Origin of the sequence: Lentzea albidocapillata subsp. violacea (assembly GCF_900100275.1) — a bacterium.
Taxonomy (GTDB): Bacteria; Actinomycetota; Actinomycetes; order Mycobacteriales; family Pseudonocardiaceae; genus Lentzea; species Lentzea violacea.
The window spans coordinates 190640-205470 of record NZ_FNET01000014.1; the positions used below are offsets into that span (position 1 = coordinate 190640).

General features: G+C 68.8%; 12 protein-coding genes. 7 read left to right on the forward strand and 5 right to left on the reverse strand.

Going from position 1 to position 14831, the window contains the following annotated elements:
- Positions 1 to 24 precede the first annotated feature (24 nt).
- From BLR21_RS28315 to proB, 5 genes are all read left to right on the forward strand, one after another.
- Entirely contained in the window at positions 25 to 3078 is a 3054-nt protein-coding gene (locus BLR21_RS28315; protein ID WP_090010437.1) for a translation initiation factor IF-2 N-terminal domain-containing protein, read from the forward strand.
- A gap of 429 nt (positions 3079 to 3507) precedes the next feature.
- Positions 3508 to 3819 (forward strand): 50S ribosomal protein L21, encoded by a 312-nt coding sequence (gene rplU, locus BLR21_RS28320; protein WP_030479431.1) that lies wholly within the window; start codon positions 3508 to 3510, stop codon positions 3817 to 3819.
- A 14-nt stretch (positions 3820 to 3833) separates the two neighbouring features.
- Complete coding sequence (gene rpmA, locus BLR21_RS28325) at positions 3834 to 4091, forward strand: 50S ribosomal protein L27 (protein WP_030479432.1); 258 nt, start codon at positions 3834 to 3836, stop codon at positions 4089 to 4091.
- A gap of 105 nt (positions 4092 to 4196) precedes the next feature.
- The gene (gene obgE, locus BLR21_RS28330) at positions 4197 to 5657 is read left to right on the forward strand and encodes a GTPase ObgE (RefSeq protein ID WP_090010440.1); all 1461 of its coding nucleotides are present in this window, start codon (positions 4197 to 4199) and stop codon (positions 5655 to 5657) included.
- A gap of 4 nt (positions 5658 to 5661) precedes the next feature.
- Entirely contained in the window at positions 5662 to 6789 is a 1128-nt protein-coding gene (gene proB / locus BLR21_RS28335) for a glutamate 5-kinase (protein WP_176929828.1), read from the forward strand.
- On the opposite strand, the gene BLR21_RS28340 is transcribed toward proB, so the two are convergent.
- A complete protein-coding gene (locus tag BLR21_RS28340) occupies positions 6782 to 8047 on the reverse strand; it encodes an MFS transporter (protein ID WP_090010446.1) in 1266 nt (421 codons plus the stop codon). The two genes, proB and BLR21_RS28340, sit on opposite strands and share 8 nt — an antisense overlap.
- A gap of 12 nt (positions 8048 to 8059) precedes the next feature.
- The gene (locus tag BLR21_RS28345) at positions 8060 to 8638 is read right to left on the reverse strand and encodes an alpha/beta fold hydrolase (RefSeq protein WP_090010448.1); all 579 of its coding nucleotides are present in this window, start codon (positions 8636 to 8638) and stop codon (positions 8060 to 8062) included.
- Positions 8639 to 8694: 56 nt separating this feature from the next.
- Here BLR21_RS28345 and BLR21_RS28350 point away from each other — a divergent pair, with 56 nt between their 5' ends.
- On the forward strand, positions 8695 to 9060 hold the full coding sequence (locus tag BLR21_RS28350) for a VOC family protein (protein WP_256334987.1): 366 nt from the start codon (positions 8695 to 8697) through the stop codon (positions 9058 to 9060).
- Here the strand turns inward: BLR21_RS28350 and BLR21_RS28355 are convergent.
- Positions 9042 to 9941: an AraC family transcriptional regulator gene (locus tag BLR21_RS28355; RefSeq protein WP_090010452.1), complete on the reverse strand. Its 900-nt coding sequence runs from the start codon at positions 9939 to 9941 to the stop codon at positions 9042 to 9044. The genes BLR21_RS28350 and BLR21_RS28355 overlap by 19 nt on opposite strands.
- Positions 9942 to 10023: 82 nt before the next feature.
- Between BLR21_RS28355 and BLR21_RS28360 the strand changes: the two genes are divergently transcribed.
- Positions 10024 to 10434 (forward strand): anthrone oxygenase family protein, encoded by a 411-nt coding sequence (locus tag BLR21_RS28360; RefSeq protein WP_256334988.1) that lies wholly within the window; start codon positions 10024 to 10026, stop codon positions 10432 to 10434.
- On the opposite strand, the gene BLR21_RS28365 is transcribed toward BLR21_RS28360, so the two are convergent.
- Together BLR21_RS28365 and BLR21_RS28370 are read right to left on the reverse strand one after the other, a co-directional pair.
- Positions 10412 to 11596 (reverse strand): cytochrome P450, encoded by a 1185-nt coding sequence (locus BLR21_RS28365; RefSeq protein ID WP_090010458.1) that lies wholly within the window; start codon positions 11594 to 11596, stop codon positions 10412 to 10414. The genes BLR21_RS28360 and BLR21_RS28365 overlap by 23 nt on opposite strands.
- Before the next feature lie 241 nt (positions 11597 to 11837).
- Entirely contained in the window at positions 11838 to 14717 is a 2880-nt protein-coding gene (locus tag BLR21_RS28370; RefSeq protein WP_176929829.1) for an AfsR/SARP family transcriptional regulator, read from the reverse strand.
- Between the last annotated feature and the right edge of the window lie 114 nt (positions 14718 to 14831).

The following is a 14831-nucleotide window of genomic DNA, read 5'->3' on the forward strand; positions in this document are numbered from 1 at the left end:
CGCGCCCGGGGGTGGAGGAGCTGCATGTCGAACAAGGACAAGCCTGCCGGTGTCACCGGCGGGCAGGGCGTGGTTGCCGCACGCCCTGAACTGGCGGACCTGCCGGACAAGTTGCGGGTCCACGCACTGGCGAAACTGCTGGACGTCAGCAGCAAGGACGTGATGACGGCGCTGGCGGACCTCGGTGAGGTCCCCAAAAGCGCGCAGTCGAGCGTCAGCCGCGACGTCGCGCTGAAGGTCGCCGAGACACTCGTCGACTGGGACGACGTGGTCACCGGTGAGGTCACCGAGGACTACGAGGCGCCCGCGATCCCGGCGTTCGAGGCACCGGCGCTCGCGCCGATCTTCGCCGCGCCGAGCGCGGTGTTCCTGCCGCCTCAGCCGATCGAACGGCCGAAGGCCCCGCCGTCGCCGTTCGTCGTCGAGGAGGAGCCGGCAGTCGAGGAGAAGTCCGTCGGCGAGATCGCCGCGGACGAGCTCGACGCCGCCGAGGCAGCCGAGGCGGAGACCGACGCCGACGTCGACGGTGACGACGAGTCGGACAGCCGCCGTCGCCGCCGCCGTGGCCGTCGTGGCCGAGGCCGCGGCAAGGGCACGGACGGCGAGGGCGGCGAGGAGACCGACGAGGCTCCGGCCGAGGACGCCCCCGAGAGCGCGGAGAGCGACGACGCCGCCGAGGCCGAGGACGAGGGCGACGAGAGCTCGACCCGCCGTCGCCGCCGTCGCCGTCGCCGCAAGACCGGCGCGGAGGACGAGGTCACGTCCGAGGACGACCCGCCGAACACGGTCGTGCACGTCCGCGAGACGCGGGACGCGCGCGACGACAAGGCCGACTCCGAGGCCGCGCAGAGCGAGGTCCGCAGCATTCGCGGCTCCACGCGCCTGGAGGCCAAGCGCCAGCGCCGTCGTGACGGTCGCGAGGCCGGCCGCCGCCGTGCCCCGGTGCTGACCGAGGCCGAGTTCCTGGCCCGCCGCGAGGCCGTGGCCCGCACGATGGTCGTCCGCGAGCGCGGCGACCGCACCCAGATCGGCGTGCTGGAAGACGGCGTGCTGGTCGAGCACTTCGTCACGTCGTCGGGCTCCGGCTCGATCGTGGGCAACGTCTACCTCGGCCGCGTGCAGAACGTGCTGCCGAGCATGGAAGCCGCGTTCATCGACATCGGCCGCGGCCGCAACGCCGTGCTCTACGCCGGTGAGGTCGACTGGGACGCCGCCGGTCTCGAGGGCAAGTCCCGCAAGATCGAGCAGGCGCTCTCCAGCGGCGACTCGGTGCTCGTCCAGGTCACCAAGGACCCGATCGGTCACAAGGGCGCCCGGCTGACCACGCAGATCAGCCTGCCCGGCCGCTTCCTGGTCTACGTACCCGGCGGTGGCGCCACCGGCATCAGCCGCAAGCTGTCGGACAACGAGCGCAAGCGCCTCAAGGACATCCTCAAGCGCGTCGTCCCCGAGGACGCCGGTGTGATCATCCGCACCGCGTCGGAGGGCATCGGCGAGGAGGAGCTGGGCCGCGACGTCACGCGTCTGCAGGCGCAGTGGAAGGTCATCAAGGAGAAGTCCGCGAGCACCTCCACCAAGGCGCCGGTGCTGCTCTACGAAGAGCCGGACCTGCTGGTGAAGGTCGTCCGCGACCTGTTCACCGAGGACTTCGCCCAGCTCGTCGTCCAGGGCGACGAGGCGTGGGAGGTCATCGACTCCTACGTCCGCCACGTGGCGCCGGACCTGCAGGACCGCCTGAAGAAGCACGTCGGCAACAACGACGCGTTCGTCGAGTACCGCATCGACGAGCAGCTGATGAAGGCCCTGGACCGCAAGGTCTGGCTGCCGTCGGGTGGTTACCTGATCATCGACCGCACCGAGGCGATGACGGTCATCGACGTCAACACCGGCAAGTTCACCGGGTCCGGCGGCAACCTCGAAGAGACCGTCACGCGCAACAACCTGGAGTCGGCGGAGGAGATCGTCCGCCAGCTCCGGCTGCGCGACATCGGCGGCATCATCGTCATCGACTTCATCGACATGGTCCTGGAGTCGAACCGCGACCTGGTGCTGCGCCGCCTGACCGAGTGCCTCGGCCGCGACCGCACGCGTCACCAGGTCGCCGAGGTCACCTCGCTGGGTCTCGTCCAGATGACCCGCAAGCGGGTCGGCACGGGCCTGCTCGAGGCGTTCAGCCAGACGTGTGAGCACTGCCGCGGCCGTGGCGTCGTCGTGTCCACCGAGCCCATGCACTCGCACGGCGGTGGCAACGGTGGCGGCCAGCAGCAGCAGCCGCAGCAGACCGGTGGCCGCAAGTCGCGCCGCAACAAGGGCGGCGGCGAGCAGGCGGCCGAGACCACCGAGGTCGTCGAGGCAGCCGTCGAGGCGCCGGCCGAGCCCGAGGTCGTCGAGGTCTTCGAGCCCGGTGAGCCGGAGGACACCTCCGAGGACGTGGTCGCCGCCGACCAGGAGCACGAGGCCCACGGCCGTCGTCGCCGCCGTCGCCGTGGCCGCGACAAGGAGCCGCAGGCCGTGGTCGACGCGGTCGTGGTCGAGGAGCAGGCGCTCAACGGTCACGTGCCGCACGAGGTGGCCGAGGACCCGGCACCCGTCGAGCTCGAGCCCGTCGTCACCGAGCCCGAGGTGATCGAGGAGACGGCCGAGGAGCTCGTCGAGCCCATCGCCGAGCAGCCCGTCGCGACGGGTCGCATCGGTGCCCAGCGGCCCGCCGAGCCCGAGCAGCCCGTCACCACGGGCCGCATCGGAGCCCAGCAGCCCACCGTGACCGGCCGCATCGGCGCCCAGCGGCCCCTTCCGGCCGCCGAGCCCGAGCAGGAGCCCGCCGAGGCCCCGCAGCCGGTCTCCACACCCGAGCCCGCCGCCGCCGCCCCTGTGGCCGCGGTGGAGGCCCCTGCGGCCCGTCCGCGGCGCCGCGCGGCCAAGCGTGCCGCCGGTGCCCCCGCGGCCGAGGCACCCGCCCCGATCGTGGTCGAGGTGCCCAAGCAGCCCGAGGTCCAGATGCCCGCACCGGTGGTCACCACCACCCGCAGGCGCCGCGCCGTGTCGCGGCCCGCGGGCCCGCCGGTCCAGGAGGACTGACGCAAGGAAACCAAGTGGCGCGACCCGGAACGTCGGCGAGGTAATCCACGCTCAGCAGGGCACCTCGCGGCGCCGCCCCCACGCCCCCGTACATCCAGTACGAGGACGTGGGGGCGACACCACGATGCACCCGTCTGACCGCGAATTCCCCCGGCAACGTTCCGGGCCACACCACTAGACCGGGGTCGCCTACAGGCGGCCCCGGTTTTGCGTTGCGGGACAACGTTGTGAGGCACCGCACAGCCTGCGGGAACGTGATCGGGGCACCCCGGTTTGCTCCGGGAGTACCCACTCCCGTAACCTTGTGGACGGCCCGCCATCCGACGGGTCCTGTCGTGTGCCTCCTCTGGTGCCTAATGGTGGAAACACCGTCCCAGTTTGGTTGGCGCACGGCCCGTCACCATCGAGTAGCAGGAGACTTCCGTCCTGATGTACGCGATCGTCAAGACCGGCGGCAAGCAGTACAAGGTCGCTGTCGGCGACATCGTCGAGGTCGAGAAGCTCGAGGGCGAGCCGGGCACCGAAATCTCCCTCCAGGCGCTGCTCGTGGTCGACGGCACTGACGTCACCGCAGACGCGGCGGCCCTGGCGAAGTTCTCGGTTACCGGCAAGCTGGTCGAGCACACCAAGGGCCCGAAGATTCGCATCCACAAGTTCAAGAACAAGACCGGCTACCACAAGCGACAGGGTCACCGTCAGAAGTTGACCCGTGTCGAGGTCACCGGCATCACCGGTAAGTGAGGACCTGACTTCTCATGGCACACAAAAAGGGTGCATCCAGTTCCCGCAACGGCCGTGACTCCAACGCCCAGTACCTGGGTGTGAAGCGGTACGGCGGTCAGGTCGTCAAGGCCGGCGAGATCCTGATCCGCCAGCGCGGCACCAAGTTCCACCCCGGCGTCGGCGTCGGCATCGGCAAGGACGACACCCTGTTCGCCCTGCTGCCCGGTGCGGTGGAGTTCGGTATGAAGCGCGGTCGCAAGACCGTCAACATCGTTCCGGCCACGGTCTGAGGACCGTTTCCGCAACGTAGTTGTTAGACCTCTGCGAGGGGCGGGCCCGGTCATCCGGCTCCGCCCCTCGTTGCTTGTTCAAGTCCTTTGAAGGGAAGTAGTTCCGTGGCCCGCTTCGTAGACCGTGTGGTGATCCACGCTGCCGCCGGCAACGGGGGCAACGGTTGTGCTTCAGTGCACCGCGAGAAGTTCAAGCCACTTGGTGGCCCGGACGGCGGCAACGGAGGCAGTGGCGGCAACGTCATCCTCGTTGTCGACTCGCAGGTGCACACCCTGCTGGACTTCCACTTCCGCCCGCACGCCTCCGCCACCAGCGGCAAGGCCGGTGCCGGTGCGAACCGCGACGGCGCGAACGGCGAGGACCTGATCCTGCGAGTCCCGGACGGCACCGTCGTGCTGACCGAGGCCGGCGAGATCGTCGCGGACCTCGTGGGCGAGGGCACCCAGCTCATCGCGGCGGCCGGTGGCCGTGGCGGTCTGGGCAACGCCTCGCTCGCGTCCAGGGCGCGCAAGGCCCCCGGTTTCGCGCTGCTCGGCGAGCCGGGCGAGACGCGCGACCTGGTGCTGGAGCTCAAGTCCGTCGCGGACGTCGGTCTCCTCGGCTTCCCGTCGGCGGGCAAGTCGTCGCTGATCGCGGTGCTCTCCGCCGCGAAGCCGAAGATCGCCGACTACCCGTTCACGACGCTGGTCCCGAACCTCGGCGTGATCACCGCGGGCGAGACCATCTTCACGATGGCCGACGTCCCCGGCCTGATCCCCGGCGCGTCGCAGGGCAAGGGCCTCGGCCTCGACTTCCTGCGCCACATCGAGCGCACCGCCGTCCTGGCGCACGTCGTCGACTGCGCGACGTACGAGCCGGGCCGCGACCCGATCGCGGACATCGACGCGCTGGAGAAGGAACTCTCGGAGTACACCCCGGCGCTCGGCGGCAACTTCGAGGATCGCCCGCGCGTGGTGATCCTCAACAAGGTCGACATCCCGGACGCCCAGGACCTGGCCGACATCGTCCGCCCGGAGATCGAGGCCCGCGGGCTGCCGGTCTTCGAGGTGTCGACGGTGTCCCGCCAGGGCCTGCGCGAGCTGACGTTCAAGCTGGCCGAGGTCGTGCGCGAGTACCGCGCGGCCAAGCCGAAGCAGGAATCGACCCGAATCGTGCTGCGGCCGACCGCCGTGGACGACCAGGGCTTCACCGTGATCGAGGACCCCTCGGTCGAGGGTGGCTTCATCGTGAAGGGCGAACGCCCCGAGCGCTGGATCCGCCAGACCGACTTCTCCAACGACGAAGCCGTCGGTTACCTCGCGGACCGCCTCAACAGGCTGGGCGTCGAGGAGAAGCTCGTGAAGATGGGCGCCGTCCCCGGTTGCCAGGTCACCATCGGCGACCTGATCTTCGACTGGGAACCGACCACCCCGGCCGGCATCGCGATGACGATGACCGGACGAGGCTCGGACATCCGTCTCGAGCGCAACGACCGCATCGGCGCCCACGAGCGCAAGGCCCTGAAGAAGGCCCGCCGCGCGCCCGGTGAGTACGGCGACGACTACGGAGATTCCAGCGAGGAGTAACACAGTGACGGCCCCCGTGGTCTCACAAGCTCGGCAAGCGGTCGCTTCGGCGAACCGCATCGTGGTCAAGGTCGGTTCTTCTTCTTTGACCACAGCGGAAGGTGGCCTCGACCCAGCGCGTCTCGACGCGCTGGTCGACGCCCTCGCCGCCCGTGCCGCAGCCGGCAGCCAGGTAGTGCTCGTGTCGTCGGGTGCGATCGCCGCCGGCCTGGCTCCGTTGAAGCTCTCCCGCCGCCCCCGCGACCTCGCCACCCAGCAGGCCGCGGCAAGCGTCGGCCAGCTCACCTTGGCGCACGCCTACGCGAACTCGTTCGGCCGCTACTCACTGACCGTCGGCCAGGTGCTGCTGACCGCCGACGACGTGGTGCGTCGCGCGCACTACCGCAACGCCCAGCGGACGTTCTCGCGTTTGCTGGCGTTGGGTGCCGTTCCTGTCGTGAACGAGAACGACACCGTTGCCACCGAAGAGATCCGCTTCGGCGACAACGACCGTCTCGCCGCACTCGTCGCGCACCTCGTGGGAGCCGACGCGCTGTTCCTGCTGTCCGATGTGGACGCCCTCTACTCGGGCGACCCGCGCAAGCCGGGAGCCGTCCGCATCGCCGAGGTCGCCTCAGCGTCCGATGTGGATGGTGTGAAGGCGGGCACCGGCGGCGCGTCCGGCCTGGGCACCGGCGGCATGGCCTCCAAGCTCGCCGCCGCCCGCCTGGCCTCGTCCGCGGGCATCCCGGTGCTGCTCACCAGCGCCACCGAAGCAGGCCGGGCCCTGACCTCAGCCGACGTGGGCACCGCCTTCGCCGCCACGGGTTCCCGCCTCACCGCCCGCCGTTTCTGGCTGGGCTACGCCACCGACGCCAACGGCCGCCTGCACCTCGACGACGGCGCGGTCGCCGCGGTCGTGGGCAGGCGTCGCTCGCTGCTGGCCGCCGGGATCACCGGTGTGGACGGCGACTTCGAGGCAGGCGACGTCGTGGAACTGGTCAGCCTGACGGGCGAGGTCGTGGCCCGCGGCGTGGCCGGTTACGACTCGGCCGAGCTGCCGTCGTTGATCGGCCGCAAGACCCACGACCTGCCGGAGGAGCAGCGCCGCGAGGTCGTGCACGCCGACGACCTGGTGCCGCTGGCTAGGTGAGCTCGACGCCCTTCGTCTCGGGCAGCGTCAGCACCACGAGGAACGTGATCACGGCGGCGACCGCCACGTACCAGAAGAACACCGTCCCGCCGACGGCCTGAATGACCAGCGGGGCGGTACCGCCGAACACCGCGACGGTCAGGTTGTACCAGGCCCCGATGCCGAGCCCGCGCAGTTCGGTCGGGAACAGCTCGCTCATGATCGCCGGCGCGATCGACGTGATCGCCGTGTACAGCCCGAGTCCCACGGCGAACACGATCACGAGGTTCGCCAGCCCCGGTTTGACCAGTGTGGACAGTGGCACGACCAGCAACGCCATCGCCGCCGACCACACGAGCATCTGCGGTTTGCGGCCGTAGCGGTCGGCCATCCACCCCATCGGGTACTGCAGCGCGATGAACACGACGGTGCCGATCGACAGGGCCAGGAACACGTCGATGTCGTTGGCGCCCTTGGTCTTCACCGCGAACGGCGTCAGCGCGCTGAAGAACGTGTAGAAGCTCAGCGTCGAGAGCAGCGTGATGCCGATGAGCTGCCCGACGGCCTTCGGGTGCTCCTTCAACGTCATCAGCAGCGGGTTGCGCAGGCTCTCGGCCTTGGCCCTGTTCTCTTCGAACTGCTCGGTCTCCTTGAGCTCCCGCCGCAGCCACAGCCCGACCAGGCCGAGCACGCCGCCGATCAGGAACGGCACGCGCCAGCCGTAGGAGGCCATCGCGGCCTTGTCGAGGTTGCGGGACAGGAAGAACCCGAGCAGCGACGCGATCAGCACCGCCGCGCCGGTCGAGATGTAGAAGAACGACGAGTACCGGCCGCGATGCGTGGCGGGAGCGATCTCCGCCAGGTACGCCGACGCGTTCGACACCTCGCCGCCCAGCGCCATGCCCTGCGCGATGCGGGCGAGCACCAGCAACGCCGGTGACAGCCAGCCGACCTGCTCGAACGTCGGCAGCAGGCCGATCATGACCGAGCCACCGGACATCAGCACGATCGTGAACAGCATCGCGGTGCGGCGGCCCCTGAGGTCCGCGAACCGGCCCAGCAGGTAGCCGCCGAGCGGGCGGAAGAAGAAGGCGAGCGCGAACGTCGCGAACGTGCTCAGCAGCGCGGCGGTCTCGTTGCCGGCGGGGAAGATCTGCGTGGCGAAGTAGATGCTGAACGCCGTGTAGATGCCCCAGTCGTACCACTCCACCGCGTTGCCGGCGCTTGATGCGACGAGCGTGCGCACGGGCAGTCGATGCTTTTGTGATGTAACCGCCATAGACGCACTCAATCACACAAGGCGACGAATTGGCGCGTACGTTGCGACTGGATCGTTGGTCAGGAAGTCGACGATCATCGCGTTGCACAGCGCAGGTTTCTCGTGCAGCAGACCGTGTGACGTGCCAGGAACGACCGCGAGCTCGGCGTTCGGCAACGCCCGGTACATGGCCGCGGCGTGCTCCAGCGTCACCTCGTCGTCATCGCCGATCATGATCAGTGTCCGGTTAGGCAGTTTCCCGAGATCATTTTCGGTCAGCGCGGGCGAACGGCGGTGCATCGGCGTCAGTTCCGTGGCGGGGTCCCAGCCGTCGTAGTGGAAGACCCCGCACACGACCACAAGCCGTTGCACGAGATCTGGTCTGAGTACGGCGGTGAGTAGTGCGATCGTGGCTCCGTCGCTGCAGCCGAGCAGGTGAGCGGGTCCGGTCTTCTCCAGGAACGCCACGGTTTCCTGCGCCATCTCCAGGTGGTCCTGAGTGGCCTGGTCGACGCGATGTGGTGCGTGCACGTCGAAGCCGATGAGCGCGTCGAGTTGCGGGCTGAACGCGGACGGGTCGGCGCCGCCGGGGTGCAGGAGTACAAGAGTCATGTGCGGGCAGACCTCTCTCGTCGTTGATACTCATCGCCGTGCGATCTATTGGTTTGGTGACGTTGGTGGTCCGCGACTACGACGAGGCAATTCGCTTCTACGTAGATGGACTCGGGTTCACGCTGGTCGAGGACCTTCCGCAGGGCGACAAGCGTTGGGTCGTGGTGTCGGCGGGTGAGGGGACTTCGCTGCTGCTGGCACAGGCCGCCACGGGTCAGCAGCAGGCACGGGTGGGCGATCAGACCGGTGGCCGCGTCGGGTTCTTCCTGAACACCGACGACTTCGACCGCGACCACGCCCGCATGGTCGCTTTCGGCGTGTACTTCCGCGAGGAGCCGCGCGACGAGGTCTACGGCCGCGTGGCCGTGTTCGAGGACCTCTACGGCAACCGCTGGGACCTGCTTCAGCCCGCCCGCGCCTGACCGGGCGACACGCCGACGATCCGTTTGAACGCCCGGCTGAACGCGGCCTCCGACTCGTAACCGAGGCCGCGGGCGACCTCGCTGACCGTGCTGTCGCGGTCCTTCAGCCGATTCATCGCGACGTGCATGCGCCACCGCGTGACGTAGCGCATGGCCGGTTCGCCGACGAGTTCGGTGAAGCGCGCCGCGAACGCCGACCGGGACATGGCGGTCTGGTGCGCGAGGCGTTCGACGGTCCACGGCTGCGCCGGGTCGCGGTGGATCAGCGCGAGCGCCTGCCCGATCTGCTGGTCCTGCAACGCGCCGAGCCAGCCGGTGCGCGCGGCCGGATCGTTGGCGAGCCACGAGCGGATCGTCTGGATCACCAGCACGTCCGCGAGCCTGGTGATGACCGCCTCACCACCGGGGCGCACAGCCTGTGCCTCGGCGGCCATCAGGTCGATCGTGGCGCGCATGTCGTCGGCGCGGCGCACGTACAGCACGTTCGGCAGCACGTTGATGAGGTGCTTCGCGGCCGGATGGTCGAACCGGACCGCACCACACACGAGATGCGTCATCGCGCCACCGCCACCGTGCCGCAGGATCGCGTAGTTGTCGGTCTCGAACTCGTGCGGCAGCGTCGTGACGACCGGCGACTCCGCCTCGCCGTGGAACAGCCGGTGGCGCTGTCCACCCGGGACGAGCAGCACGTCGCCGGGTTCGAGCGAGGTGACCTGGCCGTCGACCTCGACGTCACAGCGGCCGCTGGTCAGCACGTGGAACCACAGGCAGTCCGCCATGTCGGGCATCGTCGCGCCCCACGGCTCGGTGAGCTCGTTGCGGCAGTAGAAGGTGCCGGACATCCTCAACAGGTGCAGTGCCTCGCCCAGCGCGTCCGTCATGGTGTTGATTCTGGACGAACGAGCAAGCCCGCGCGATGAATTGTCATTGAGAGTCCGGCGCTCAGCGGTCAAAGTGAGCGCCGTGGGGACAATCACGCTGATCGCAGCCACCGCTTCCGGTCTGATGGCCGGGCTGTTCTTCGCCTTCTCCGTCGCCGTCATGCCCGGACTCGCCGACCTGCCCGCCTCCGCGGCACGCGAGGCGATGCGCCGGATCAACGTCCGGATCCAGAACCCGCTGTTCCTGCTGGTGTTCCTCGGCAACGCCGTGCTGTGCGGCATCGAGGTCTTCCAGGGCAGGATCGCCGGCGGCCTGCTCTACGTCGTCGGTTGCGTCGTGCTCACGATGTTCGTCAACGTGCCGATGAACAACCGTCTCGAACAGACCGACGACGCCTACTGGCCGCAGTACCTGCGGACGTGGACGATCTGGAACCACGTGCGCGCCGTCGCCTGCCTCGCCTCGATGGTCACCCTGCTACTCGGATTCTGAGGCCGCGCTTGGGCCGCATCGCAGCGAGACCGGTCGGTGTGATGCGCTGGGGTAGCAGTTCGGGTCTAGGCCTCTGTAGCAACGCTTTCAGCATCACGGTCAGCTCGGTCGTGGCGAGCCCGGCGCCGATGCAGCGGTGCGGGCCACCGCCGAACGGCAGGAACTCGTGCAGGGCCGGCCTGGTCTCCCAGCGGTCCGGGTTGAACTTCAGCGGGTCCGGGAACACCTCGGCCAGCCGATGCGTGACGTACGGGCTGTACAGCAGGAACGTGCCCTGCCTGATCTTCTTCCCGGCGAACTCGAACGCCTGCGTCGCGACCCGCGCCGAGACGACGGCAGGCGGGTAGAGCCTGAGGGTCTCGTTGACCACGTTGCCCAGGTAGTCGTCGTCCTGCTGCGCGCGCTCCCAGACCCCGTTGTGCCGCAACAGGTTGAACACCGCCCACGCCATCGCGCCGCTGGTTGTCTCGTACCCGGCCGCGATCAGCGTGACGATCTGATCGCGCACCTCCAGATCACTGAGCCCGTCACCTTCCACGAGAGAAGTGAGCACGTCACCGGCCGTCTTCCCTTGGCGCGTTTCCTCGATCGCCCGGTACACCCGCGCGTCGACGGCCCTGCGCGCCCGCATCGCGTTGCGCCAGGCCGGAGTTCTCATCGTTCTGAGCAGCGTGACGACAGCCGGGTTGCGGTCGATCAGGTTGATCAGCACCTGCAGGTGCGCACCGAAGAAGTCCGACTCCTGCGCCAACTCCTCGCCGAACAACGCGTAGATCGTGCTGCGCCGGATAGCCCGGCGGAACTCCTGGTACGCGTCGACCGTCTCGCCCGGCCGCCACGCGTCGATCGTCGCCTCGGCGTTGGCCCGCATGACCGGCACGTAGCTCGCGATCTGCCGGTGCGCCAGCGCGGGCTGCACGAACCGCCGCCGCCGCTTGTGGTCCTCGCCGTCGCTCACGATCAACGACGTGGGCCCGTCCACCGGCACCAGCGACTGGAACGCCCGCTCCACCTCGAACAGCTCGGAGTGGGCGAACACGAACCGGTTCGCCTCAGGCCCGAGGAGGTAGGTGTAGGGCCCCATCCGCACGACCGGCCCGAACCGCCGGTACAGGCTCGCGAGGAAGTCGGCCTGCCGGTACCGCACGACGTCCGGAGTCATGCCGCTGACAGTGCCACACCGCGCAGGCGGCCGGATCCGCCCCGAACGGGATCGGCATCACCCCAACGGCGAAGGGCTCGCCGATCCGCAGATCGGCGAGCCCAGCGGCGAAGTTTGGATGAGAGGGTCAAGCGTAGCGGATCCACCAGCAGCTCAGGGCGGCTGCCATAGCGATCGCAGTAGAGGTGATCATAGCGAGGAAGCATGCCAGGCCAGATCGAACCTCGGCCAACCGGGTCGGTTACTGATCAGTACCAGCGAGGTAGGACCTGATCGTCTGGCTGATGAGCCCGTCGGGGGAGGCGAGGCCGAGCGCCTCACGCCAGATGCCGAGCGCCTCCTGCTCCCGCTGCAACGCGATGAGCACGTGTCCGAGCAGGTGCATGGCCTTCACCTGCGTCGCGGACTCGTGCACCTCGCAGGCCAGGGCGATCGCCTGCTCGGCGTGTTCGTGGGCGGCGGGGAAGTCACCCAGGTCGAACTCGATGGCCGCGCGCACCTGCATCGCGTGGCACGTCTCGACGCGATCGCTCGTGGACTGGTGCGCTCGCAGGGCACTCAGGCAGTACTCCAGGGCGATCTCGGGCTCGGCCATCTGCTGGTGCAGCGCCGCGAGTTCGGTCAGCGTCGCGCCCTGGCCGCGGGTGTGTCCTATCGACACGCGAATCCGCAGCGCTTCCTGATAGGCCTGCAGAGCCTCGGCGAAGTCGTTCAGCCGGTGGTGAGCCATACCGATGCGGTGGAGCGCGAAAGCCTCGCCTTCGACACCGCCCAACCTGCGGTTGATCGCGAGCGACGACTGGTAGTGGTGCAGCGCGGCGTGCTCGTCTCCGCGTTCGAACAGGACCACACCGATGTGATAGCGGGCGGCCGCCTCACAAGGCTCGTGACCGATCGCCTGTGACCGTTCCAGCGAGGCTTGGAACTGCTCCAATGCCTCATCGAGTCGTCCCACCCGGACGTACATGAGGCCCAGGTTGTTCCTGGTGCCCGGCTCGGCCTCCAGGTCGGTGCTCAACGCCGCGGATTCGAGTGCGAGTTCGTGGCACGTCACCATGTCGTCGTAGAAGCCAGACCGTTCGAGCGCTTCCTGCAAGGCGGCCGGAATCCGCCATGCATGTTCGTGCAGTCCTTTGGCGGCCGCGAGTTTTGTTGCCGCTACTACGTTTCCTCGCTCGTGCGCGCACCAGTCCAGCGCGGCCTGGTCCGTGGGGAACGCCAGTGGAGCCACCACACCCGCGATCTCCAGCGCGGGCACCTCGGGGCTCTGCGGGGAGAGCCTGCTGCTCACCGCGCTGCTCGTCTCCACGTAGAACGTCAGCAGGCGGATGATCGCGTCCCGCCGGTCGGCGGAGAGTTCCGCCTGCATGGCGCACTGGTGGGCGTAGGCGCGAGTCACGTCGTGCAGGCGGTACGCGCCGGCCACGTCGAGATCGACCAGGTTCGCCCGGGTGAGCTGGCGGAGGTGCTTCATCGCCTGCTCCGGCGTGATGTGCGCGAGCGCGGCCGCGGTCTCGTTGCTGACTCGTGTGCCGGGGTGCAGTCCGATGAGGCGGAAGATCCGGGCGGTCTCCGGTGTCAGCGCCCGGTAGCTCCACGAGAACGCCGCGGACAGGGTGAAGAAGTCGTCGTCCGTGTCGTCGGCGAAGAGGTCCCGCTGTGCCCTGAGCTGTCCGGCCAGCTCGCTCAGCGTCTCCAGCGGCCGGTCGGCCACGTGCTGGCCGATGATCTTCAACGCCAGCGGCAGCCCGCCTGACAACCCGGCGATCTCCAGCAGCCCCGGCTCGTCCTCCGTCCGCCGGTCCTCGATGGTCGAGCGCAGCAGTTCCACCGACTCGGCCGTGGTCAGTCCGGGCACGCTGATCGCGGTCACGCCCGCGCTGATCGTCAGGCTGTGCAGCCGGTCGCGGCTGGTGAGCAGCACGAAGCAGTCGGGCACCGCGTCGAGCAGCCCCCGCACGTGGTCGGCGTCCCTGACGTTGTCGGCCACCAGGAGGATCCGCCGATCCGCCAGTACCCGGCTCAGCACCGCGGGCCTGCGTTCCGGCGCGGCGGGGATCTGTTCGATCGGCACGCCGAGGCGGTCGAGCAGCAGGGAGATCGCGTTGTCGGCGGTCAGCGGTTCGTCAGGCCCGTAACCCCGCATGTCGAGGAGCACCCTGCCGTCCGGGAAGGCGGCGCGGTTGCGATGCCCCCAGTGCACCGCGAGCTGCGTCTTCCCGACCCCCGGCATGCCGTGCAACGCGACCACGGGGCTCGTGCCGGGCAGGCCGAGGAACCCGTCCAGTCTGCGCAGCAGACCGGCGCGGCCGGTGAAGCTGGTGGCACGGGGGAACACCGAGACCGGTGCGGCAGCCTCAGCCGTCCGCTCGCCGGTCTTGTCCAGGGCAAGCAGCTGGGTGTGGAACTGGACGAGTTCCGTGGACGGCTCCGATCCGAACTCGTGGATGAGCCGCTGGCGGTGCCGGACGTAGAACGTCGCCGCGCCGATCCGGTCGCCGAGCCCCTCCATCGCCTTCATGCGCTGGAACGCGAGCATGTCGTCGTGCGGGTACCTCTCCTCCATGAGCGGCACCAGCTCCCTGAGTACCTCGGTGTACTCGCGCAGCTGGACTTCGGCCTGGAAAAGTGCCTGGTACGCGTGCAGCAAATCGTTGCTCTCCATGGCACTGCGTCGTTGCTCGGCCCAATCGCCCGGCACGTCCGCGAGTGGAATTCCACCCCAGAGTTCGATCGCTTCGCGCAGGCGAGCTTTCCCGGTCGAATGATCACCGACCGCGATCGCGGCTCGTCCGGAATCTGCGAGAGCGCAGAAATGGTGGTAGTCCACCATGTCCTTATCGATGTCCAGTCGGTACGCGTCGCCGTCATTGACGACAGCCCGGCCCAGACCGGAATTCTCCAGTGCTCGCCGTATTCGGCTCACCTGGGCGTGGACGTTGCCGCGCACCTCGTCCCGCGTCCGGCCCGGCCACAGCACACCGACCAGCATCTCCACCGGTACCGGCCTTCTGACGTGCAGCAGGAGCAGCGCGAGGACAGCGCGCTGTTTACGCGCGCCGAGCGGGATCGACGCTGTGCCGATCTCCAGCGCGGTCTTTCCCAAGATCGTGAACTTCACAGGGCACCCCTCCCCGCTGCAATACTTTAACGGCCCTGTCAGTCCGTCGGCACAGTTTTGCAAGACAAGTGCAAGTCCATTGGCAAAGTGCACCCGGATGCTCGCATTGGCCCA